The organism is Massilibacillus massiliensis (genome assembly GCF_900086705.1).
GTDB classification, from domain to species: domain Bacteria; phylum Bacillota; class Negativicutes; order FLKF01; family FLKF01; genus Massilibacillus; species Massilibacillus massiliensis.
Genome location: NZ_LT575483.1, coordinates 1195249 through 1218682, shown reverse-complemented (window position 1 = coordinate 1218682; position 23434 = coordinate 1195249). Strand labels below are relative to the sequence as shown.

General features: G+C 37.9%; 19 protein-coding genes. 11 read left to right on the top strand and 8 right to left on the bottom strand.

The features are described from left to right. Positions 1-5: 5 nt before the first annotated feature. The 3 genes from BN6559_RS06105 to BN6559_RS06095 all read right to left on the bottom strand — a co-directional run bounded on the left by BN6559_RS06105 (position 6) and on the right by BN6559_RS06095 (position 4581). Positions 6-1301 (bottom strand): SLC13 family permease, encoded by a 1296-nt coding sequence (locus tag BN6559_RS06105; protein ID WP_234407813.1) that lies wholly within the window; start codon positions 1299-1301, stop codon positions 6-8. Between the two features lie 46 nt (positions 1302-1347). After that, positions 1348-2205, bottom strand: coding sequence for a DUF6282 family protein (locus BN6559_RS06100; protein WP_110953893.1), 858 nt, complete (start codon positions 2203-2205; stop codon positions 1348-1350). Between the two features lie 81 nt (positions 2206-2286). Next, positions 2287-4581: a hydratase gene (locus BN6559_RS06095; protein WP_110953892.1), complete on the bottom strand. Its 2295-nt coding sequence runs from the start codon at positions 4579-4581 to the stop codon at positions 2287-2289. Positions 4582-4806: 225 nt separating this feature from the next. Between BN6559_RS06095 and BN6559_RS06090 the strand changes: the two genes are divergently transcribed. Continuing rightward, positions 4807-5739 carry a LysR family transcriptional regulator gene (locus tag BN6559_RS06090; RefSeq protein ID WP_110953891.1) on the top strand — a complete coding sequence of 311 codons (933 nt, stop codon included), beginning with the start codon at positions 4807-4809 and terminating at the stop codon, positions 5737-5739. Positions 5740-5996: 257 nt separating this feature from the next. Here the strand turns inward: BN6559_RS06090 and BN6559_RS06085 are convergent, their stop codons facing one another. From BN6559_RS06085 to BN6559_RS06075, 3 genes are all read right to left on the bottom strand, one after another. After that, positions 5997-6500, bottom strand: coding sequence for a DUF4489 domain-containing protein (locus BN6559_RS06085; protein ID WP_110953890.1), 504 nt, complete (start codon positions 6498-6500; stop codon positions 5997-5999). A gap of 516 nt (positions 6501-7016) precedes the next feature. Continuing rightward, entirely contained in the window at positions 7017-7427 is a 411-nt protein-coding gene (locus BN6559_RS06080) for a thioesterase family protein (RefSeq protein ID WP_110953889.1), read from the bottom strand. Positions 7428-7505: 78 nt separating this feature from the next. Beyond that, on the bottom strand, positions 7506-8495 hold the full coding sequence (locus BN6559_RS06075; RefSeq protein ID WP_110953888.1) for a LacI family DNA-binding transcriptional regulator: 990 nt from the start codon (positions 8493-8495) through the stop codon (positions 7506-7508). Between the two features lie 229 nt (positions 8496-8724). Between BN6559_RS06075 and BN6559_RS06070 the strand changes: the two genes are divergently transcribed. The 4 genes from BN6559_RS06070 (at position 8725) to BN6559_RS19635 (ending at position 13384) form a co-directional block, all read left to right on the top strand. Further along, complete coding sequence (locus BN6559_RS06070) at positions 8725-10182, top strand: tagaturonate reductase (RefSeq protein WP_110953887.1); 1458 nt, start codon at positions 8725-8727, stop codon at positions 10180-10182. A 14-nt stretch (positions 10183-10196) separates the two neighbouring features. Then, on the top strand, positions 10197-11681 hold the full coding sequence (locus BN6559_RS06065; RefSeq protein ID WP_110953886.1) for a UxaA family hydrolase: 1485 nt from the start codon (positions 10197-10199) through the stop codon (positions 11679-11681). 38 nt (positions 11682-11719) lie between these two features. Further along, on the top strand, positions 11720-13132 hold the full coding sequence (uxaC, locus tag BN6559_RS06060; protein ID WP_110953885.1) for a glucuronate isomerase: 1413 nt from the start codon (positions 11720-11722) through the stop codon (positions 13130-13132). A 126-nt stretch (positions 13133-13258) separates the two neighbouring features. Further along, positions 13259-13384, top strand: a complete 126-nt coding sequence (locus BN6559_RS19635; RefSeq protein ID WP_267886703.1) for a hypothetical protein — start codon at positions 13259-13261, stop codon at positions 13382-13384. 508 nt (positions 13385-13892) lie between these two features. Here BN6559_RS19635 and BN6559_RS06055 read toward each other — a convergent pair. Together BN6559_RS06055 and BN6559_RS06050 are read right to left on the bottom strand one after the other, a co-directional pair. Further along, positions 13893-15863: a methyl-accepting chemotaxis protein gene (locus BN6559_RS06055; RefSeq protein WP_110953884.1), complete on the bottom strand. Its 1971-nt coding sequence runs from the start codon at positions 15861-15863 to the stop codon at positions 13893-13895. A 129-nt stretch (positions 15864-15992) separates the two neighbouring features. Next, entirely contained in the window at positions 15993-16598 is a 606-nt protein-coding gene (locus BN6559_RS06050; protein ID WP_199883785.1) for a DUF1847 domain-containing protein, read from the bottom strand. 193 nt (positions 16599-16791) lie between these two features. On the opposite strand from BN6559_RS06050, the gene queF reads away from it, so the two are divergent. The 6 genes from queF to BN6559_RS06020 all read left to right on the top strand — a co-directional run bounded on the left by queF (position 16792) and on the right by BN6559_RS06020 (position 23097). Then, a complete protein-coding gene (gene queF, locus BN6559_RS06045) occupies positions 16792-17295 on the top strand; it encodes a preQ(1) synthase (RefSeq protein ID WP_110953882.1) in 504 nt (167 codons plus the stop codon). 187 nt (positions 17296-17482) lie between these two features. After that, positions 17483-18124, top strand: coding sequence for a GntR family transcriptional regulator (locus BN6559_RS06040; protein ID WP_199883784.1), 642 nt, complete (start codon positions 17483-17485; stop codon positions 18122-18124). Between the two features lie 223 nt (positions 18125-18347). Beyond that, positions 18348-19247 carry a 2-hydroxy-3-oxopropionate reductase gene (garR, locus tag BN6559_RS06035; RefSeq protein ID WP_110953880.1) on the top strand — a complete coding sequence of 300 codons (900 nt, stop codon included), beginning with the start codon at positions 18348-18350 and terminating at the stop codon, positions 19245-19247. A 184-nt stretch (positions 19248-19431) separates the two neighbouring features. Continuing rightward, complete coding sequence (locus BN6559_RS06030; RefSeq protein WP_110953879.1) at positions 19432-20856, top strand: four-carbon acid sugar kinase family protein; 1425 nt, start codon at positions 19432-19434, stop codon at positions 20854-20856. A gap of 17 nt (positions 20857-20873) precedes the next feature. Next, on the top strand, positions 20874-21722 hold the full coding sequence (locus BN6559_RS06025; RefSeq protein ID WP_110953878.1) for a class II fructose-bisphosphate aldolase: 849 nt from the start codon (positions 20874-20876) through the stop codon (positions 21720-21722). A 34-nt stretch (positions 21723-21756) separates the two neighbouring features. After that, positions 21757-23097, top strand: a complete 1341-nt coding sequence (locus BN6559_RS06020; protein ID WP_110953877.1) for a GntT/GntP/DsdX family permease — start codon at positions 21757-21759, stop codon at positions 23095-23097. Positions 23098-23434 lie beyond the last annotated feature (337 nt).

The window sequence follows — 23434 nt, the reverse complement described above, 5'->3', positions numbered from 1 at the left end:
AGTAATTATATGATGAAAAATAATAGAATGCTGGTAATCGTAGCGACGATAAGACAAGTTGGGACTGCATGGAATAACAATTGAGAAAATAAAGTGTCGCGATCCTCATCTCTATTACAAGAGCCCAATACCAGGCTGCCACCAGAAGAAAATGGTGATATTGCTGTTGCTTGTGCACCAATGACGACACAAGTGAAAAGCAACATAGGATTGATGCCTGTTGTTTCGACAATAGATGGGATGATAGGGAAAAGAGCCGGACATACGACACCTAAGGTACTGCTGAAGAATGACATAATTCCGCCAACGATGCATAATGCGATCGGTACGAAAAAAGTTGGTATATTTGCACCAATCCAGCCAGCTAAAATATTGATTGTTCCAGCTTTGATTGCCACAGAAATAAGCATACCAACGCCACAAATCATAATCAAAGTATTCCAAGGAACTTTCGCGATTACTTGTTTTTCGTCAGCAAGTTTTAACATGAGTGCAACGACCGAAAGAGAAATTGCAATCAATCCAATATCCATTTTTGAATTGATGAAAGTAATCATTTTACTATGAGGCAGTAAAATATGTAAAATTGGTGCAGCTAAAACCAAAAGCATCATAAAAAGAATAAGCGATAAAGTTGTTTTTTGTTTAGGATCAAAATCACTTGGTTTTTCTATGGTTATCGTTTTATTAAATGCTTTACCATTTTTAGTGAAGAATAAAAAGCCCGAAATTACAAATAGAGGAATGAGCAAGGTGGTAATAAAAATTGTTGTGGTATAAGCAAAAGCAGTGTCAGCAAAGCCAGCGGCGTCGATTAAGCTTTTAAAAATAATTCCACTTTGACTGGTCATAAAATTGGCTCCGGCAAGGGCACCATAATTTACTGAGATTGCGCCGACTGTTTTACTAAGACCTGTTTTTTCACAAAGAAGAAGGGTCAGAGGAGCCATAAACGCCATAACGGTGAAAAATCCTGCACCTAATCCGGCAATCAGTGTAGCGGCAAAGAAAATGGCAAAAGGAAGTAACTGTGGAAAACTACGGCAAGCGTATAAAAGGTGCGCAGATAATTTTTCCAAAGTACCATTTACCAGGGCGAAGTTATAGAAGAGTGAGACTGCAAAAATAACGAAGAAAATACTAATTGGCCACATCTTAATAACGTCAGCTGATTTTAAATCTAGAAAGAAACAGCCGATTAGGTAGGCAAAGAAAATAGCAAAAAAACCAGTATTAATTTTTGTTCGATACCCTAGAAAAATAGAAATAGCGATCGCGAGTACGACAATGAAACTAATCATAATAAGCCTCCTGTTGCTTGTAGTGTGAATGTGCCTTCGGTATGAATTATTTCGTTATGCCTAGTAATTTAGCTGGAAGTCGTTTTGTCATTACTTCCAACTGTTCGTTGGTAATTCCATGATCGGCGAGATATTGCATATAGGTCTCTAAAGCAATTTCCCAGTGCGGGTTTTCTACTTGACCACCATCGGTATCTACAATGATGTTTTTATAACCTACTTTATTTATGATTGCCAGATTATCTTCAAGATTGCTTTTGTAAATACCGCCACCCATAGGTTGTGCATAGCATCTTTCTAGATAGACATCGTAATCTTTGGTTATTTTTATTTGGTCTTCATGTGACATTCCAACAACCCAGAATTCAGGGTGGGTAATAACAATTTTATTCAGCCCCATAGTTTTTGCTTGATCTACGACAGGAAATATTTCTTCTGGCGCTAAATGTCCGGTTCCCAAAACTACATCATACTCTTTTATCATTTTAAGGATTTCTTTTAGGGGTTCGACGATTTTACCATTGTTTAGACAAGCAATACCGCCTGATTTTCCGTATTTTTTCAAATGATTTTCGGCACTTGTTGTTGGAAGCCAGACAATCTTTGCACCCATTTTTAGTCCTGTTTCTACCGCAATAGGATTTAAGCCACCAATTGCATTGTTTAAAGTAATACTGCCAAACATCGTAAAATTATTGTCGTTTTGATGGAGCTTTTTATTATGCGCATTGGTTAAATAAGCACGGTTCATTGTTGTACCGTGATGGGATTTTATCACAATTGCTCTTGCGCCTACTTTGATTCCAGCTTCCATTAATTCAAAATCGCTGTAGGCGCGTTCACGAATATCTGGTGCTGAATGGACATGCATATCAATAACGCCACGTAATGAAACTTTTCCCATGCCAATCATCCTCATTTCTTGATTTATTTTTATTTAAAATGGAATTTTTAACAATATAAAAATGATCCATGAATATTTGGATTATAGTTGCTGTTTATAGTAGTTAATCAAACAGCCGGCAGTAAGGATTTTTCGTTCATCAGTGTTTAAATCACCAACCGTCAGAAATATTTCAGAAGTTTTTTCGCCTAAAACATAAGCTTTGATTAGAGGACTTGCCTGAGAAATACTTGTTTTCAAATTTGGAATAAAGAGAAAATCGCCCTCATGAAAGCATGGCTTGTCAACAACAAATGGAATCATCCCCCAATTAATTAGATTGGAACGATACCGTTTGGTTGCATATTCTTTTGCCAAATTTGCCCAGGCACCAAGAACACGCTGGCAAGAGGCTGCCTGTTCTCTAGCGGAGCCATCACCAGGTTTGTTAGCAAAGATTGTGCTACCAATGCCAATTGTTTGAAAATCAATATGTGAAAATCCAGTGATGGTTTTGATTTTTTTATAAACCAGATCTAATTCTTCAGCAGCTAAATTTGGTGCGATGCCACTTTCTCTTTGAAGTTCATAAGTTTGAACTTCTTTCGCTTTTGTAACATAATCAGGATCTTTACGACTGAGGGTAAATTCAGCGAGGCGAAGAGGATTAGAGCGGAAAGAGGAAGTTTCGCCAGAAGGAATTAGTTCATCGGTCGTGGTAACAGGATCTGTAATATAACTTACAACTTTGAGTAGCAGATGCTCTGTCAACTCCGGAATAACGGGCCAATCTTTAATATTTGGACCAAATTTTAAGCCTGTATCAGGCTTAATTTTGTTGATACCGTTAAAAACCCGTTTATCATAAATTTCTCGATTGAAATAATAGGTACGTTTTCTGTCAATAAAGTCTAGCTCTGTCGCAGCAGTTAATTTGCCGCCGTTAATTGCTGTGGCAGCAATAGAACGGGCATCCATAAGCGCTACATACGAAAGTTGTCCTTCTGTTGGTTTTGAACCTTCCCGATTTGGAAAATTTCTGGTCGTATGGCGAATGGAAAATTCTTGGTTTGCTGGAGTGTCACCTGCACCAAAACAAGGACCGCAAAAGGCTGAGCGGACAACAACGCCAGCACTCATCAATTTTTCGATTGAGCCATTTTTCACTAATTCAAGATGATTAGGCTGACTATCTGGATAGACACTCATAGAAAATGTGCCATTACCGGTAGAATTCCCATCTAGCATGTTCGCTACAGCAACGACATTATCAAAAGTTCCCCCGGAGCAACCAGCTACAATTCCTTGATCGACGTAAATTTCACCATTCTTTATTTTGCTAGTAAGGTCAAACTTTATGCTACTTTGAGCAAATTGCCTCATACCATCACTTTGTATTTTTTGTAAAATATCAATAGGATTTGCTTTTAGTTCCTCAATCGTGTAAATATTACTTGGATGGAACGGCAGTGCGATCGTTGGCTTAATGGTGGAAAGATCAACGTAGACAAGGCCATCATAATAGGCAATATTTTTTGGTTCTAATTTTTTATAATCTTGTGATCTGCCATGAATTGTATAATACTGTTCTACTTTTTCATCGGTGCACCAAATAGAGCTCCAGCAAGTTGTTTCTGTGGTCATGACATCAATACCGTTTCTATAATCGATATCTAAATTGGCGATGCCATCCCCGATGAATTCCATTACTTTATTTTTTACGTAGCCATTCTTATATACATTACCGATGATTGTCAGTGCAATGTCATGAGGGCCTACACCTTTTTGTGGTTTGCCGGTTAAATAGATACCGATTACATCAGGCGGGGTAAGATCATAGGATTTGCCTAGTAATTGTTTAGCGAGTTCACCGCCACCTTCACCAACGCCTAAGGTACCCAGTGCTCCATATCTGGTATGGCTGTCTGACCCTAAAATCATGTTGCCGCATTTCGCCATCATTTCTCGATTAAAAGAATGTATTACAGCCATATTTGGAGGGACATAGATCCCCCCGTATTTTTGTGCTGCGGACAGAGCGAACATATGATCATCTTCATTGATTGTACCGCCGACTGCGCAAAGACTATTATGGCAGTTCGTCATAACGAAAGGCACAGGAAATTTTTCTAAGCCACTGGCTCTGGCTGTCTGAATGATACCGACATATGTAATATCATGGGCAGTTAAACTGTCAAATTTTAGTTTTAAACTGTTGGGCGTTTGATTGATTGTGTGATTTTGCAAAATCGTAGAAGCAATGGTTCCTTTTTTGGCATCTGCCTTATTTGGAGCATTTCCGATTTTATATTCAATTGTTGCACTCGCATTTTCATCATCCATGATAATTTCTGTTCCGTTTAAAAGGTAAACCCCAGTATCGTATAATTTGATCATTAAAAACCTTCCTTTTTGATGCAAAGTAATGTAAATTTGTGATTATTTTGTATATAAATTTTATCTATATTTTGATAAATGATATTGTCAATATTTGATTTTATTATATAATTTAGGTAATATATAATCAAATTCTTAAAGTTTTATGCCCCCTATAGATTTTTTCTATATCTGGTAAATATTAAAATTTAATGAAATAAACACTAAATAGAGAGGCATAGAAATATGACTGAAAAAGAATTGCTATACGTAAAAACGATTGCAGATGAACGCAGCATTTCAAAAGCGGCTAAAAAATTGTTTTTGACGCAACCTTCGCTGAGTAATTGCATTCAAAAAATAGAAGCGAATCTAGCCACAAAATTATTCACGCGAATGAGTACCGGATTGTCCCTAACTTTTGCAGGCGAAAGATACTATCAAATCGCTTCTAATATTTTAAAAATTTATAGTGATTTTGAGATTGAAATCAGCGATATCAACAATCTAAAAAAAGGTCGAATCACCATTGGGATTACTGTGTATTTAGCGACTTATATTTTGCCGGTTATTCTGCCTGCATTCAAAGAAAAGTGTCCGAATATAGAAATACATATTGTTGAAAAAAATTCGACAGAATTAGATATGGCATTGGCTGCGGGCGAGATAGATTTTGCTATCATGCACGTGTTACCTTTTTTACAAAATGCGAATAATCTAAAGTTCATTTTTTATCCTTTATTTAAGGACCCGCTGCTTTTAGCGACATGTAGAAAGCATCCGTTAAAGAAATTTGCTGTGCCTGTAGAAAATTTTGAATATCCGAAAATAGATCTTGCTTTGTTTGCGAAAGAACAATTTATTTTATTAAATAAAGGGCAAAAAATTAGAGAAATTTCTGAGTTGATTTTACACAAGGCCAATATCAATCCGAACATTGTTCTGACGAGTAAAAGTTATGAAACTGCCAGACGATTAGCTAGTGTAGGCGTCGGTGTAACTTTTGTACCGATGCAGTATTTGAAAATTTTTCAGGGAGAATATTCTCCGGATTATTATTATATTGATGAGAAATATGCTGCGTATTGGACGATGGGAATCTTAGTTCCTAAGAATGCGTATGTTTCTAAAGCTGCTTGTTTATTTATTGAAATGATTACAGAACAATTTAGAACCTAATCGTTTCATCTAATAAAAAAATACCTCGAATTCCTAGGCTACATAAATATAGCGAAGAAATACGAGGTATTTCATTATGTTAACTTGTTGAACCTTCGTATAGAGAGAACGATGTGATGTAGTGTAAAGTTTTGCTGAATAGATTAATATGTAACCTATACTCGATTTTGATAAATAGATCCTATTTTTCAAAATAAAAAAGGATGTTCAAAGAAGAGTGAGCTGGTTTTGAAACATCCTTTTAAGAGGGGTATTAATTAAAATTTTCCATTTGGTCCTTCACGCAGGTCACCGCTGACTAAGGCTGAAACCGTAGCATTGTTGATTGCGACTGTTCCATTTGTTGCGCTTACAGTTGGAGTTACGGCTACGATGTAAGTAGCACCGCACTGCATGAAGCTGTCGAGATTATCTTCGATGAAGAAGGAAATAATATCTGCCGATGCTTCTGTAACTCCAAGGCTTCTTGTATAAACCCATGGTGCACCGATGGCAATCGTTTGATCATGATGGTTATAACGTTTAAACACTTGGAATGTGAGTGTGGTAGTAGTTAATCCGACTGGAATTACAATATTACAGCAAAAATCAATTCTGATCGTCGGATGACAGAAACAACTCGTATTAACTTCGATTGAAGTAAGTGTGATCGGCGTAGGCGCAACCGTGCCTGGAATTGGAATTGTAATCGCTGATGTCGTAGGAGTTCCGACTTTAATAAGTGTTAGCTTTTCCGAATGACGGCTATCTTTGGAATCCATAAAGAAATCCTCCCTTATGCTGCTTTTAAGAATTCATTGACAAACATTTAGAACTCTTTTATTCCATTATATGAAGGGACTAAATAAATGTTTCTTACGATTTTGAAAAAATTAAAATTTTATTTTTGATAAATAGTTTGGTGAATCATTCCTAAAAAATAATAGCTAGGTACAAGTTTGTACCTAGCTATTATTTTTTATTTATATTTAGAATTTCCAATGACAATGGAAGCATTCATGTTGATCATGAAAACGATGGCCGCATTGGAAACATTTATAAGAATTCCAGTCACATTTACATCCGCATCTTGGACAAATGCGTTCACATTCACAATTGCATTTTGGGCAGCAATGTTTTTTAGGCTTTTGATTACAACCGCAATCTGACATGTTAAATCCTCCTAAGATTTATTTGGTTATACTTTAAAATATTCTACTTTACGTAGTTTGGTGTATAAAAATAAACTTGGAGGGGCAGGGACTGTTAAACTCTATAGATCATGCATAGGGATTGAATTATTTAGAAGAACCAGCAGTTAACTTTGCCTGTGTCTTTTGTAAAAATTTATCACTTGCAATGATGAAACGTTCATGGGTACCTTCACCAATTTGTCCTTTTTCATCGAAGGCAGTAACACGAAATGTGAGTTTTTTACCATCGATTTCGAGTAATTCGCTGACCGCGCGTACCTTCATGCCAATTGGTGTAGCAGAACTATGTTTGACCGATAAATCAATACCGACACTGCTCATGCCTGCGGGTAATTTGTCTTCAATGCTTTCTGCGGCAGTGCCTTCCATGAGTGCAAACATGGCTGGCGAAGCATAAACGGGAAGCGTACCGCTGCCATAATGAATCGCTGTATTTGCATCACTGACAATATCCGTTTTTTCATTGCTTAATCCACGTGTAAATGTAAATTCCAAAAATATCACCTCAAATAAATTTTTGTTATGGTATTCATTTATTATAGTTTATATGTTTTCAGACTGTCGATAAAAGTTTTATATTGAGAATTTAAAACTTTCTCGCTCAATAATTTGTGCCGGAATAATTGTTTTTTGCGGAACTTCATTGCCGCTTAAGATTTCGAGCAATTGCTCGACCGCTGTCGGACATAGTACATCTAGGCGGTTATCGACACTGGTGAGTTCCGGTGTTGTACATTTTGCTAAAATGGAATTATTAAAGCCGATAATAGGGATAGACAGGCCCGCACTGCGCGTTGCTTTTTGTATGCCAATTGCCAGCAGATCTTCCGCGGCGATTGCGGCAGAAAATTTTATATTCTGCTGCAGTAAGTTCTGTGTGATTTGTATTGCAGCTTCCATCGTTTTAGGGATTTTGTGAAATAATTTCTTATCTTCTGATAGACCGCAATTTTTTAATCCTTGCTTATAGCCGCTGAGTTTTTGTTGTCCGCCAAAGGTCAAAGCATCATAGAGATAGAGAATTTCATGAAATCCTTGCCGATGAAGGAGCTCTACATTTTTCAGCATGGCTTCTTTTTCATCACATAATACGCAGTAAATATTAGGGTGATCAACCAATCCGTTGATGATGAGAATCGGAACCTGCTGTGCAGCATTTTCGATATGTGTATTATCCTCATTTTCTCGAAAAGGAGAACCAATTAACAAAATGGCATCGACACGTTTCTCAAGTAATACATGCAGATATTTCTTTTTGTCCTCTAATGCATTCCCTGTACAGGCTAATAGTACATCAAAACCACGTTTTTTTAAATCAAATTCAACTAAGGAAACAGCCTTCGCGAAAAAAGGATCGGCAACATCCGTGCAGAGAATACCGATCATTTTCATCGAATCCAGACCAAGTCCGCGTGCAAATACATTTGGCGTATAATTTTGTTTTGCCATCATGGCAAGAACTTTATCTCTTGTTTGCTTACTTACCTTATGACTTCCGTTTAATACTCTGGAAACAGTGGCAATTGATACATTGCAACTGCGTGCAATATCGTAAATTGTCATTTGGTTCACCTCAGATTTCGTATATCCTAAGTATAACCAAAACTTTGTTAAAATCAAAGAATTTTGTTAACCTTTACAGCTGATATTTAAAATTATTCGTAAATTAAAAATATTTAATAAATTCATAAAACTTATATTGACATATAAAATCACAATGCTAAAATAAAAAATGTAAGCACTTACATTGTAAATTTAGATCATCTTTTTAATAAGGGAGAGAAGAATTCAAATGAAAAAAATTCGTGATCTTCATCATCGTTCACACAGACCGATCAAAATTCTTCAATTTGGGGAAGGAAATTTTTTGAGAGGCTTTGTTGATTATGCAGTTGATGTTGCAAATGAAAACGGCTCTTTTCATGGGGATATCGCGGTGATAAAACCGCGCATAGGAAGTATGGAAAAATTTCATCAGCAAGAAAATCTCTATACCGTTTCTCTGCGCGGGATAAAAGATGGAAAAGTATATGAAGAAAATAGAGTGATTACTTGTCTACAAAAAACGCTGGAAGCATATCGGCAATATGATGAATTTATGGCACTGGCAAAACTGGAAGAGTTAGAATTCGTGATTTCCAATACAACAGAAGCGGGAATCGTTTACGACATACAAGATCAGTTCGCGATGACTCCGCCCAATACCTATCCTGGAAAGTTAACGAAATTTTTATATGAACGATTTAAATTTTTTCAGGGTGATCCTGCAAAAGGATTGGTTTTACTGCCACTAGAGCTTATCGAAACCAATGGTGAAAAATTACGTGACTGTATTTTAGCGTATAGTTCATTGTGGAATCTCGAAGAAAAATTTAAAACTTGGATTGCAGAGCATAACGTTTTTTGCAATAGCTTGGTAGATCGTATTGTCCCAGGATATCCAAGCGAAGAAATCCATCAATTTGAAGAAAAATTAGGCTATCAAGATGTACTGCTGACGACAGGAGAGCCTTTTGGTTTATGGGTCATTGAGTCGGAAGCGGATCTTGCAAGCCGGCTTCCACTCTCAAATACTACACTATCGGTAGTGTTCACAGAAGATTTAGAACCCTATCGTGACCGGAAAGTTCGAATTTTAAATGGTGCGCATACGTCTACCGCTCTAGCAGCCTATCTAGCAGGAAAAAACACTGTCTTGGATTGCATGCAAGACTCCGTGATTCGAACGTATATGGAGCAAATTGTATTTGAGGAAATTGTACCGACCGTGAAACTGCCACCAGAAGAAGCTGTGCAATTTGCAAAATCGGTATTTGAGCGATTTGAAAATCCTTTTGTAAAACATGCCTTGCTTTCGATTTCTTTAAACTCTGTCGCAAAGTGGAAAACAAGAGTTTTGCCAATTCTACGTGATCAGTATCGGCAGACGAAATCTATACCGAGACGAGTTGCTTTTTCTTTAGCAGCCCTGATTCGTTTCTATACAGCAAGAGAATATCAGTCTGGAAGTTTGGTTGGGTATCGTGATGGCAAACCATATGCAATTCATGATGATGACAAAGTATTGCAATTTTTTGCTGCGCATAGTCAGAAATCAATTGCTGACTTAAGTACCAATGTAGTTTCAAATGTACAGTTTTGGGGAGAAGATTTAAGTCAATACGCGGGGTTAACAGAGCAAATTATGTTTTATTTAGAAATGATTGAGAAAGATGGTATGTATAAGACCATGCAAAAACTTGTAGATTAGGGATTGGTGTAACCATGAAAAATTTTATCAAAATTCATGAACAAGACAATGTAGCGGTCGCTGTAGATGCACATGAAAAGGGTGAAGTGATCAGTGTCCAAGGAAATCAAATCACTTTGCAAAATGCAATCGATACAGGACAAAAGGTCGCATTAACAGCGATTGCCCAAGGGGAACGTATTATAAAATATGGTTTTCCTATCGGACTTGCCTCCGCCAATATTACCGCAGGTGAATGGGTGCATGTACATAATGTAAAATCACGGCTGGGCGATCTGCTCGACTATCAATACAGGCCAGAGTTTGAACCTATTGAAAAGAAGCAGGCAAATATGTTTTTAGGATATCAACGGGCGGATGGAAAAGTTGGAATTCGCAATGAAGTCTGGATCATTCCTACCGTCGGCTGTGTAAATGCAATTGCCAAAGCGATTGAACAGCAGGCAGGGATATTTTTAACACCGCAAATAGATGGAATTTTCTCTTACAGTCATCCTTATGGCTGTTCACAGCTTGGCGATGATCAACTTTTCACGCAGAAACTTTTAGCCGGCTTGATAAGACATCCAAACGCTGGAGCAGTTTTGGTATTGGGATTAGGGTGCGAGAATAATCAAATAAATGAATTGAAAAAAATATTAGGTTCGTATGATGAAAAAAGAGTGAAATTTTTAAATTGCCAAGAGCATGAAGACGAAGTCAGCGCAGCTCTGGTGCTGATAAAAGAACTTTGTCATTATGCTTCGCAATTCGATCGGCAGCCCTGCAGTGCTGAGCAGCTTGTAGTAGGATTAAAATGCGGAGGTTCGGATGGATTTTCCGGAATCACTGCCAATCCGCTTGTTGGACAATTTTCCAATCAGTTAATTGCCGAAGGCGGTACTTCTATCCTAACAGAAGTACCTGAAATGTTTGGAGCGGAAACATTGCTGATGAATCGCTGTGTTGATGAGCCTACCTTTCAAAAAGCGGTTGCTTTGATTAACAATTTCAAAAAATATTTTATGCGGTATGGTCAAAAAATCAATGAAAATCCGTCACCGGGCAATAAAGCTGGCGGCATTACGACATTAGAAGATAAATCGCTTGGCTGTGTACAAAAAGGCGGCAGTGCTCCGGTTGTAGATGTGCTTTCCTATGGTGACTCCGTCATCAATCGAGGCTTAAACTTATTGGAAGCGCCGGGCAATGATCTCGTCGCTTCTACCGCCTTGGCAGCAGCAGGAGCGCAGCTTGTTTTGTTTACGACCGGTCGAGGGACACCGTTTGGCTGTCCGGTGCCCACATTAAAAGTAGCAAGCAACTCCGCACTTGCGGTAAAAAAAGCAAACTGGATTGATTTTGATGCGGGCAGACTGCTCAGCGGAGTGAAGATGCAGGAGCTTTCTGATGAATTTTTTTCTTATATACTAGAAATTTCTTCGGGTAAACAGCGAGCAAAATCTGAATTACTTGATAAACGTGATTTAGCGATTTTTAAAGATGGTGTTACGTTATAAACATAGACTATTTCTAAATATGATGAGGAGTGAAATGAATGAAAAGCTTTATGGATGAAAATTTCTTATTGGGTAATGAAACAGCGAAAACGCTGTTTCATGACTATGCAAAACAAATGCCGATTCTTGATTATCATTGTCATATCAACCCAGAGCAGATTGCTAAGAATCATACGTTTTCCAGTATTACCGAAGCTTGGCTTTCTGGCGACCATTATAAGTGGAGAATGATTCGTTCGAATGGAATTGCTGAAGCGTATATCACCGGAAAGGAATCTTCAGATTGGGAGAAGTTTCAAAAGTTCGCCCAAACGATGCCAAAGGCAATTGGAAACCCCTTATATCATTGGACGCATTTGGAGCTAAAACGTTATTTTGACTGTGATTTAACCCTTTCTGAAACTACAGCAGAGGAAATTTGGCAGATTTGCAATCAAAAACTACGTCTTCCCGCGTTATCGGTATGCGGAATTATTCAGCAATCGAATGTTGCTGTTATCGGAACCACCGATGATCCGATCGATGATTTAAAATGGCATAAACAGATTCGTGCAGAGCATGCCTGCAGTGCAAAAGTCATTCCATCATTTCGGCCGGATAAAGCAATCCGTATTGAGAAACCAGAGTTCAAAAATTACATAAAAAAACTTGCTATGGTAAGCGGGATTCACATTTCCAGCATAGATACGTTATATCAAGCGTTAGAAAAACGTATCGCGTATTTCGATGAATTAGGTTGCCGTGCCTCTGATCATGCACTCGAATATGTATTTTATCGGGAAAGTACAAAAGAAGAACTAAATCAAATTTTTCAAGATGCTTTGAATGGTAAAGAACTTACGGTGGCAGCGATAGAACGTTATAAAACAGCGTTGCTCTTATTTTTTGGCAAACAATATAAAAAATATCAGTGGGTAATGCAGATTCACTATAGTGCATTACGTGACGGCAATACCAAAGAATATCTTGTACAAGGCCCGGATACAGGGTTTGATTGTATTGCCTCCTATAATTGTGGAGAAGGTATTGTAAGACTCTTGGATGCACTCAATCAAACGGAAGAGTTGCCAAAGACTGTACTATATTCATTAAATCCGAATGATAATGCAATGCTAGGATCTATTTTAGGGAATTTTCAGAGCGGTGAAATTCCTGGCAAGATACAGCATGGCAGTGCTTGGTGGTTCAATGATACGAAAAAGGGCATCGAAGAACAACTTACCAGTTTAGCCAATTTATCCGTGTTAGGAAATTTTATTGGCATGTTAACGGATTCAAGAAGTTTTCTTTCCTACACACGGCACGAATATTTCAGAAGAATTCTATGTAATTTACTCGGTACTTGGGTTGAGAACGGAGAATATCCAAATGATATAAAACAACTTGGGCAGATTGTGCAAGATATTTCATATTATAATGCCTGCAGATATTTCAATCTGAATGTAAAATAGCTGCTTAATTTATTGTCGTGTTATTTTATACTGGTGTGTAATACTTTTATTGACGAAGATTAGCAGCAATTGCATTTCATGATAAATCAGTATATAATGTGGACAATAGATCCAGGGGGTGAGTCCATGGGAAAAATTTCTCCCAAAAGCAGTTATAAAAATTTGATTAAGGCTAAGAAAACTGATAATTTTTTTGCCAATCGTCAAGCAAATAAGGTGCTGAAGTCAGGCAATAAGCCAAAGGCTAAATAATTATTTATAGACTCTATGGACAGATAGGCTGCGGGGCGGCGATAAGAACTCATCTGCGTCGTTGCAACAAGGTGCTGCTCGCCCTAGTACGACAGTACGACTCCTTCACAACCCCTTGTCGCGCCTAGCATCTGAGCACTTCTCACCAACCGGCAACCTATCTTCGTACTAGTTTATAAGTGGAACGAATTTCAGCAACTGGGATTCACTTTGTGAATACCAGTTGCTTTGTCTTGAGACTGCCGCATTTTAATGTGGCAGTCTTTTTCGGTTCCTGGCCTTTTCCGGAAAAACACGTTACGAAGGATGAAAAAACACCGACTTACGTTAAGAAATCTGTTTGTTTGAACGAAGTGAGTTCACAGATTTTAGTAAGTCGGTGTTTTTTCAAGTGTTTTGGAGGGGTGAGGCCTAGCCTTTTCGTTCTTTTGGGCAATGCCAAAAGGACAGCCATATGTTTATAGATCGACTAAGAATTCTACAAATAAATCTTAGTCGATACAACGAACTACACCTTAAACTTACTTGCAGCAATCTGCAGTTCTTGTGCAAGGTTTGCTAAGGACTGACTTGAAGTTGTTAATTCATGCATTGAGGCAGCTTGTTCTTCTGTAGCAGCAGATACGGTTTCTGCTTCGACTGTTGTTGCTTTGCTTACTTGATCGATAGATTCTATAGCAGTTACAATATCCTGGTTGCTGGTATTGAGATACTCGATTGCCTGATATGCGGCATGAAATTGTTGGTTTACCTCGGCGATCATTCGATTAATATCTTCAAATACTTTGCCAGCATCATTTACAACTTCGGTACCTAATTGGACTTCATTTGTTCCTTGATGCATTGCCTCTACCGCATTCGCTGTTTCCAGACGGATCTTGGAAATCAGTTCCGCAATATGTTTGGCAGCTTCTTGTGATTGTTCGGCGAGTTTTCTTACTTCTTCTGCAACTACGGCGAACCCTTTTCCTTGTTCACCCGCACGGGCTGCTTCAATTGCCGCATTAAGTGCCAGCAAATTTGTTTGTCCGGCGATTGCTGAAATTGTATCTACGATTTGACCGATTTCTTCCGAGCATGCGCCTAGTTCTTCAACCACGCCAGCCGACGATCCTACAGTTTTTTTGATGCTATGCATTTGTTCAATTGCTTTTAAAATAATTTTATTTCCATCGCTGGATTTTTGAGCCGACTGGTTGGCTGTTTCAGTACCTTTATTGGTTGTTTCAATAAGATTGGTCAAGTTATTCGACATTTTGTTTACTGCTTCCGTTGTTTTATCAATAGAAGACAATTGCTGATTTGAACCATTGGCAACTTCGGTGATCGAAACAGCGATTTGTTGTGCAGCTTCAGCCGATTGGTCAGCACTTGCAGTCAATTCTTCGCTTGCAGCCGCTAGCTGTTCAGCAGAAATGCTGACTTGCTGAATTAAGCTGCGCAGTTTCGAACGCATCGTATATAAAGCACGTGATAATTGTCCGATTTCATCATTACTGTGAATCGTTTCAGGTCTGTCCGAAAAATCCCCAGAAGCTAGCTCTTCAGAAAGCCTTTGCATTTTGTTCAAAGCTGTGGTGATATTTAAAGTCAACCAAACAATGATACCGCTCAACAGCAAAATTACAAAAAATCCAATGAGTCCAGAGACCAAGCCCATATTATTAATTCCTTCATAGAGTTCTTGATAAGGTGTCACCGAACACATTGACCAGCCGGTAGTCCCGATTGGTGTGGCGGCATAAATTTTCTTTTCTCCATTCTCATCAAGCAACATAGAAGTTTCTTTTTCCGTTTTTTGTTTTTCAAAGAACGGTGCAAGAATCCCATTTTTTACTTTTGCAAGATGCTCATCCGGCTTGAATTCAGGATGCTTAATTAAAGCACCATTTGCATCTGCAATAAATGTATAGCCCGTTTTGGCTGTCGTCATTTGATCCACGACATTAAACAGTTTTGTTAGATCCATTTCAATTGCGATGACACCACTTTTTTCTCCATTTGTAATAATTGAATGCCCCATATTCACCATGAGTCCGCCGGAATTTGCATCAATATAGATATCTGAATAGATTAAATTACTTGCTGCAAACCCTTTTGTGTACCACGCTCTGGTACGGGCATCGTAATCAGCTGTGGGAATCCAATTGTCTGTATCCATATATCGCTTGTCTTGAAATGCAACCATGATATTTTTAATTTCTGGATTTGATTTTTTCGCTGCCTGAATACGTGTACGAATTTCTGCGTCTGACATCTGCATGGATAAGCTAGAAGCCAATTCATTCGCTACACCCTCTTGGCGTACCAACGTTTGGTTAATTTTAGCACTATACACATTTAAAAGTGCTGAATTGGCAGTTTCGATTTGTACTTCTAGGGCTGATTTTGCCGTAAAGTAGGAATAAAGACTTAAGGAACAAATTAAGATAATAACGGGAATCAATAGAAAAGTTAACATTTTTGTACGTAGTTTCATGATATCACCCCTTAATATGTAAACTTAAGTTTATTTTAGCATAGGTACGAACTGAAATATACATTTAAACAATAAAATTAAGAAAGTAGTATGCTATTTTCAGACACGCCCTAAGATCTTTAGACAAGGTTAATCGTCTTGTAATGTGATTTCCCCCTGAATTCCTAATTTTCTACGCCAATAACGTGTACTGATCGCGGCAACGGGATTGTGACCTAATAAACGATCTTTCGTGATAATACAAGAAGTCGGTACTGTAGATGCCGCATTAAACAGCATATCATGGCCTACACAAAGACCGATCGTAAAATTCAGTTCAGTTTTTTGTTGTGCTAATATATTTGCCTGCATTTTGGGGTTACACATCGTTTCCCTTGTACCGGCTTTAATCTGTGTTAAATCAAAATTCGTTTTCGCTACGCCACAAACTTTGCAGCATACAGAGTGAATTTTAAATTCTTTTTCTAAATACATTTGAATCAATTTTGCTTCATTTGCAAGCCCGATACAAAAGGCAAGCCCAATTGTTTTTGCTCCGTATTCTTTAGCGAAAATCATAGTTTCCTCTAAACGTGTGATTTGCATATAATGGTTGCCCTCAACATCTGCGGCGACCCTCATGATCTTTTTGTCTTCTTCGGTGTAGAGATCTTTACATTCCTCTACTGTAGTTCTCGTACAGTTTTGCCCCGCTTTGTAGCAGTTATGTGTTTTACAATTTGCACAATTCATCATATGTCCCAGCCTTTCATAGAAAATATTGCTCTGTACCTTCATTTTACGACGATAAACTGAAAAAATATAGAGAAAAGTAAAGGATGAATGAAATATTAACAGAATTTTAATAGCAGTTTCACTGAATATTGTTGAATATTGTTGTACATGATACAATAATCATACAAAACGGAAAACGAGACAGGAGTGCAATATGATAGAAAAAAGACATGCAAGAGAAATGCAAGATATTACTTTATTGGGAAAGAAAGGCGTTGATTATCAATATGAATATCAGCCGGAAGTCTTAGAGGCATTTGATAATAAACACCCTGACAACGACTATTGGGTTAAATTTAACTGTCCGGAATTTACCAGCCTTTGTCCAATGACTGGGCAACCTGATTTTGCGACAATCTACATCAGCTATATCCCGACTATCAAAATGGTAGAAAGTAAATCATTGAAACTTTATTTGGTGAGTTTTAGAAATCATGGAGATTTTCATGAAGATGTCGTGAATATTATCATGAAAGATTTGATTCGCCTAATGGATCCTAAATATATCGAGGTATGGGGGAAATTTTTACCACGCGGCGGTATTTCGATTGATCCTTATTGCAATTATGGTAAAGCAGGAACAAAATATGAAGAGCTTGCTTGGGAACGCTTTAAACAACATGATTTAGTTGGTATGGATAAAGTCGATAATCGTTAAAAATCTTCATGGTTTTCCATAAATTAAGTCGGGGTAAGTTAGAGAAAAAAATAACTTGTTCCGCAATATTGACAAGGCATATTAAGGCGTAGTATGCTACATACGAGAACGAAAATTTTATAAAATTTAAGTAAATATACAGAGGTTATAGCAAAATATGGCGGGAAACATTTTACAGAGAGTGTCTTTGAAAGATCAAGTTTATCAGTATTTAAAAAAGGCGATCATTAACGGTGAGCTGAAAACTGGTGAAATCTATTCTGAGCAAATGTTTGCCACGCAGCTTAACATTTCAAGAACCCCGGTGAGAGAGGCTGTGCTTCAATTACGGCATGAGAATATGCTGGAGATTTATAACAATCGAGGGTTTATGATTAAACCATTGTTGTTTGAGGATGTCAAAAAGCTGATTGAAGCAAGGGTCGCGATTGAAGGTTATAGTGTCAGATGTTTGACAAGAAATATTGATACACCGGCGGCGAAAGAAGTTGTGCTGCTTTTAAACACCTGTTTAAAGCTGGAAGCGGAAGCTGTTGATAATGAGCATCGTTATTATGACTTTATGCAGGCTGATGTTGATTTTCATGGCTTGATTGTTGATTTTACTAAAAATGAATATTTTATCAATATGATTCATATGCTTCGCTCGCGGATTGAGAAAGCAATTGTGAATTCACTTAAGCAAGGTGAACGCATGCGTATTGCGATCAAAGAACATGAAGCGTTGTTTGAAACGATTAAAAGTGGCGATGAAGATCGTGCATATGCATCGTTTGAACGGCATATGCAAAATACCATAGAAGTGATGAAGCATTGTAATTTAGATTAAGAAAATAAAAATTGGTTTGTCTATCTACGCAGTTTTTATTTATTGTGAGTAGTATGCTACATACAGGTTAAAACCATAGTAGTATGTTACATTCTAGTGAAACGAAATTTATGTATAGATAATAAAACATAGGGCAGAATAGTTGTCTGAATATTTTCAAAATACGCTATTTTTTGCTGCATGTTTGTTATAAATAGCCTAATTATTAAGAGGAGGTTTTCACATGTCAAGAGTTGGTTTTATTGGATTAGGAATTATGGGTAGACCTATGGCACTCAATTTATTAAAAGCGGGTATTGATATTACAGTTTATGATATCAGTGCAAAAGCAGTTGAAGTATTAGTTGAAGCTGGCGCAAAATCAGCCGCTTCACCAAAAGAGCTTGCAGCTGACAGTGAGATTGTCATTACGATTGTACCTAATGCAGCGATTGTTAAATCTTTATTGGAAGCTGAAGATGGGATTTTAGCAGGTGTAAAACCTGGTACAACCATTGTAGATATGAGCTCTGTATCGCCAGTTGCATCTAAAGAATTTGCAGCAATGGCAGCAAAATATGATTGTCCATTCCTTGATTCACCTGTAAGTGGTGGAGAACCTGGCGCAGTCAATGCAACGCTTGCTTATATGATTGGCGGAGACGAAGCTGTTGTTGAAAAAATGAAAGACGTTTTCTTGGCAATGGGTAAATCTATTACTGTTGTAGGTGGTAATGGCAGTGGTTCAGTTGCAAAATTAGCAAACCAGATCATTGTGAACTTAAATATCGCGGCAGTGGCTGAAGCACTCGTACTTGCACAAAAAGCTGGAGCTGATCCAGAAAAAGTCTACCAAGCAATCCGCGGCGGTCTTGCCGGCAGTGTTGTATTAGATGCAAAAGCACCTATGATGGTAAGCCGTAACTTTAAACCAGGCGGAACACTTGCCATTAATTTAAAAGATATTACCAACGTCATGGATACAGCGCAAAGCCTTGATGTTCCTTTAATTCTTACAAGTCAATTAAAGCAAATTATGCATAGCTTAAAAGCAGATGGTCACATTATGGACGACCATAGCGGAATTGTTCAATTCTATGAAAAAGTAGCCGGTGTAGAAGTAAAGGCAGGTTCTTCTAAATAATTTATTCAGATCTTAGTAAGTAAAAAGTTTTAGAGATATTTATTACTAGCAAAAAGATGAATTACCCCAAAAGCAAAGATATTTATGATAATGGAAAGAAGTAGAAAATAGTTAAGCCTTATTTTTTACTTCTTTCTTATAAAATGAGAAAAAGATATGAATATAAGCAGAGGAGTAAAAGAATATGGCAAAAGTATTAAAGACACAGGTATTTGAAGAAATCAGATCCATTGATGAAAAAATGGTAGATAAAAAACTAGCAGAAGCATTAAAAAGTTTCAATAAAAAGATTGTGGTTTTAGATGATGATCCAACTGGCGTGCAAACTGTGCATGATATATCTGTGTATACGGATTGGTCAGAAGAAAGTATTGCAGCGGGATTTGCTGAAAACAACTCGATGTTTTTTATTTTAACAAATTCCAGAGCTTTTTCAGCGGATGAAACAAAAAAAGCACATACGGAAATGGCAAACCGCATTGCTGCAGAGGCGAAGAAAACAGGCAAAGAATTTATGATCATCAGCCGCAGTGATTCAACACTTCGTGGGCATTTCCCACTTGAAACACAAACGTTAAAATCGGTAGTAGAAGAAAATGCCGGCGAAAAAATTGACGGCGAAGTATTGATGCCATTCTTTAAAGAAGGTGGACGCTTCACCATCGGCAACGTGCATTATGTACAAGAAGGCGAATATTTGACACCAGCGGGTGAAACAGAATTTGCAAACGATAAAACTTTTATGTATAAATCATCGGATTTAACAAAATATGTGGAAGAAAAAACAAAAGGTGAATATAAAGCAGTTGATACGACTTGTATTTCGTTAGATAGTATTAGAAGTTTTGATATAGATGGTATTACGAAACAACTATTGGCAGTGAAAGATTTTAATAAAGTGATCGTGAATGCTGTCGATTATGTAGATGTAAAAGTATTTGCAATTGCACTTATTCAAGCAATGACGCATGGCAAAACATTTATGTTTAGAACTGCGGCGGCATTTACGAAGGTAATTGGTGGTGTGAGTGACAAAGATCTGTTACAAAAACCAGAGCTTGTAGCAAAAGATAATAAAAATGGCGGTCTTGTCATCGTTGGTTCTCATGTGAAGAAAACGACAGAACAATTGGCAGAATTGCAAAAATGCGAGTATGTAAAGTTCATTGAATTCAATCATTTACTTGTGTTGGAACCAGAAAAACTAGAAATGGAATTAAATCGTATTATCAGCGTAACGGAAGAATGCATTAAAAATGGGCAAACTGTTACAGTATACACAGGTCGCAAACGTTTAGACGTAGGCAGTCAAGAAGAATCTTTAAAAGTATCAGTAAAGATTTCTGAAGCAATTACCAGTATCGTATCAAGACTCGGCATTCAGCCAAGTTTCTTAATTGCCAAGGGCGGCATTACTTCTAGTGACGTTGGAACAAAAGGGCTTGCAGTGAAAAAAGCAAATGTTATGGGGCAAGTGAAGCCTGGAATTCCGGTATGGCAAACTGGCTTAGAAAGCAAGTTCCCAAATCTGCCGTACATTATATTCCCAGGAAATGTTGGTGCGGTGACTACGCTTCGTGAAGTTGTTGACATGTTAAATGATAAATAAGAAAGCAGGAAAACATCATGCTTGTTAACCTTAAAACAATTTTAAAATATGCTGAAGACCATAAAAGTGCTGTTGGATCATTTAATGTTTATAACTTGGAGTCTATACTCGCCGTTATTGACGCATCGCAGGAATTAAATGAGCCAGTGATCATTTCTTTTGGCGAAGGATATATATCGCATGCGCCTATTGAGGTGATTGCGGCAATTGTAAAGAAACTTTGTTCTACGAGTAGTATTCCTGTGGTTTTACACCTCGATCATGCCAAAGAATTTTCTACTGTTATGCGGGCGATTCGCTGTGGGTTTACTTCTGTTATGTACGATGGATCCTATCTGCCATTAGCAGAAAATATCAGCAACACGAGAAAAATTGTTGATATAGCGCATGCAATTGGTGTTAGCGTTGAAGGTGAGCTCGGATATATGAATAATGAAGATGGCACGAGTGAAAAAGGCTTTGAACTGGAAAAAGGATATACGAGTGTAAGTGCATCCACGCAATATGTAACTGGTACCGGAATTGATGCACTGGCAGTTGCAATCGGCAATGCGCATGGAATTTATAAAGGAACACCGGAACTTGATTTTGAACGGCTTTCACAAATTAGTACAGCCATTGGTATACCCGTGGTTTTACATGGCTGCTCCGGCATTCCAGCGGAAGCGATTAAAAAAGCAGTTTCTCTAGGTGTTCGCAAAATCAATGTGAATACGGAAATATCCACAGGTGCGGTTCGAGAAGCAAGAGATTTTTTAGAATCTCATACGGAGAAAAATACGCGGTTTGAAACGATGCTCAAGGCAGCGCAGCAAACCATGTCAGAAACAGTAAAAAATTATATTAAAATGCTTAAAGAGAATTAGATAAATAAGCGTTTATTTTAAAGGAGAGAGTTAAGTGGGGACTACTACATTTTTAGTATTGACCTTAATTGCGGCAATTGCATTAGTTGTTTTTTTAATTATGAAAGTACGGCTGCACGCTTTTCTTAGTCTGATTATTGCGTGTATGTTTGTCGGCATTATGACAGGTATGCCACTTGCTAAAATCTGTGCTTCGATTGAAGCTGGTATGGGCGGTACACTTGGTTTTCTAGCTACGGTTCTCGGGTTGGGGAGCATTTTGGGTAAAATGCTTGAAACATCTGGTGGTGCCGAACGTCTGGCGCGTACACTCATCAACGCACTGGGAAAAGAACGTGCGAGCTGGGCGATGATGGTTGTTGGTTTTATTACTGGGATACCAGTATTTTTCCAAGTTGGTTTTGTACTTTTAATTCCATTGGTTATCAGTGTTGCCAGAGCAACTGGGATGTCGATTGTAAGAATCGGTATTCCAATGGGGGTATCTTTACAGATTGTACATTGCATGCTGCCACCGCATCCTGCAGCGATGGCAATATCAGCTTCTTTAAATGCCGATATTGGTAAGGTCATTATGCTTGGTATGTTGGTTTGTATTCCTGCAGCAATTGTTGGCGGTCCAATTTGGACAAGATTCATCAAAGATAATATTGAAGTTGATCTGCCTGCATTGAATAAACCAGAAGAAGAACGTATTTCTGATGATAAATTACCTGGTTTTGGGATCACTTTGTTTACGGTATTATTACCAATGCTTATCATGGTTGCAAAGACAATCTTTGATTTAAGTGCTTTAAAAGATTCTTCCATGGCACCATTGGTAAACTTTATTGGGAATCCGATTACTGCACTTCTTATTTCCGCATTTTTTGCATATTGGTCTCTTGGTCTAGCACGTGGTTTTGACATGAAACAAATTCTGAAATTTACCGATGAATGTTTTGGTCCTGTTGCCGGAATCTTATTGGTTATCGGTGCTGGCGGTGCATTTAATCGTGTATTGCTAGACAGCGGTCTTGGGGTAGAACTTGGTAAAGTATTGGCAAGTCTTGCACTTAGCCCATTGATTCTAGCTTGGATTGTTGCCGCAATTATGCGTTTCTCTGTTGGTTCCGCAACCGTTGCCATGATGACGGCCGTGGGTATTGTAACACCAGTGCTGGCACAGCATCCAGGTCTTGATCCGGCTCTTGTTGCCCTCGCGGTTGGTTCTGGTGCGATTTGTTTCTCCCATGTTACAGATTCCGGTTTTTGGATTGTAAAAGAGTATTTTGGTTTAACAGTGGTTGGCGCGTTGAAATCTTATACCCTTGCAACTTGCATCGCATCTGTAGTTGCGATTAGTACAACATTACTATTAGCGGCAGTTTTATAAGATAAGTTATGAGCAGATAATCTGCAGATTGTCTGTAAGGGCGTAGATATCCTTTTGTCATTGCCACAAAAGGATCAAAAAGTCTAGGCCATAAACCTCCAAAAAACTTGAAAAAATACCGGCTTGCGTTAAGAAATCTGTTTGTTTGAACGAAGTGAGTTTACAGATTTTAGCAAGTCGGTATTTTTTCATCCTTCGGAACGTATTTTTCCGGAAAAGGCCAAACCAAAGCTCAAGATGAGGTTATGTAATCTTAGTTTAAAATTTCTCTAATTTTTAGCGGCGAATCGTTTCGTATTATATTTATCTAAGTGGAATAAATTCGGACAAAAACCTT